Source organism: Aliivibrio sp. 1S128 (assembly GCF_001691065.1).
GTDB lineage: Bacteria > Pseudomonadota > Gammaproteobacteria > Enterobacterales > Vibrionaceae > Aliivibrio.
This window is the reverse complement of sequence record NZ_MAJV01000013.1, coordinates 2,161-3,046: the sequence shown is the minus strand read 5'-3', so window position 1 is coordinate 3,046 and position 886 is coordinate 2,161. Positions and strand designations below refer to the sequence as shown.

Here is an 886-nt window from a genome sequence, read left to right as displayed (position 1 = left end):
TAGCAAATCGTGTTGATGCATTTGTTATGTGCACGTATTCGCTTATAGATGAATATTACAACATTGACAATATTGGAATCAAACCGTACCATAGCCTATATATTCATTAATTGGAGTTACCATGGTTGCTGTTCATTTACGTATTGCTGAGTCTAATTTACGATTAGATGGTTTTAAAAACCTTGATTACTATATGAGTACTAAGGAAAAACATTCGTTTGGACGATCTTGGCGTATTGGTCAAACTATGCGTAACCTAGTTACTCATGCTTATATATATTGTAAATACTCAAATCGTATCTACTCTGTCCCTGTAAGTGTCGATAATGAAACGGCTGAAATTACTTTTCATCATGAAAATGGCATTTTACTCAGTCATGGCAATATTGAATATGGATTTCGACATGATGATAAAGTCCCTTTCTTTGGTAATGGTGGTGTTGCTATGCATCATAAGTTTTATACCGATTTAGCTCTAACAGAAAGCTACAATTAATCAATTATAAAGCACTATAAAGTAAGAGGTAATCTATCATGAAAGTCATTTTTCACTGTAAAAAGTGTAACTCAAATAAAATACATAATGCCCTTTATATTGAAGAAAAAAAACAAGTCATGGCTACTTGCTGTGATTGTAAAAATATAATTGAAAATGCTTATCATGATGGCGATAGTTGTGAATATTGCGATGAATATACTAATCACTTAGATATAAACTATAAGAAAATCACCCCTTCAGATGACAATGAAGCATTTATGGATTACCTTTGCACTAAGTGTGGAAATCTGAACCCTTCAATTTAGTGCACATAACGCCTGCATAACACGTTTGCTACCATGCAGATTAAGCTCAAATTTACCACTTAATACGGTAAACTCAAAGAAA

General features: G+C 32.6%; 2 protein-coding genes. Both read left to right on the top strand.

Translation table 11 applies throughout. The features are described 5' to 3' along the window. Positions 1-121 precede the first annotated feature (121 nt). A complete protein-coding gene (locus A6E03_RS03490; protein ID WP_065600177.1) occupies positions 122-496 on the top strand; it encodes a hypothetical protein in 375 nt (124 codons plus the stop codon). A gap of 38 nt (positions 497-534) precedes the next feature. After that, positions 535-804 carry a hypothetical protein gene (locus A6E03_RS03485; RefSeq protein ID WP_065600176.1) on the top strand — a complete coding sequence of 90 codons (270 nt, stop codon included), beginning with the start codon at positions 535-537 and terminating at the stop codon, positions 802-804. Positions 805-886: the final 82 nt, after the last annotated feature.

Excerpts from the sequence above, each read along its gene's own strand:
- A6E03_RS03490 (WP_065600177.1), top strand. The coding sequence starts at position 122 with ATGGTTGCTGTTCATTTACGTATTGCTGAGTCTAATTTACGATTAGAT.
- A6E03_RS03485 (WP_065600176.1), top strand. The coding sequence starts at position 535 with ATGAAAGTCATTTTTCACTGTAAAAAGTGTAACTCAAATAAAATACAT.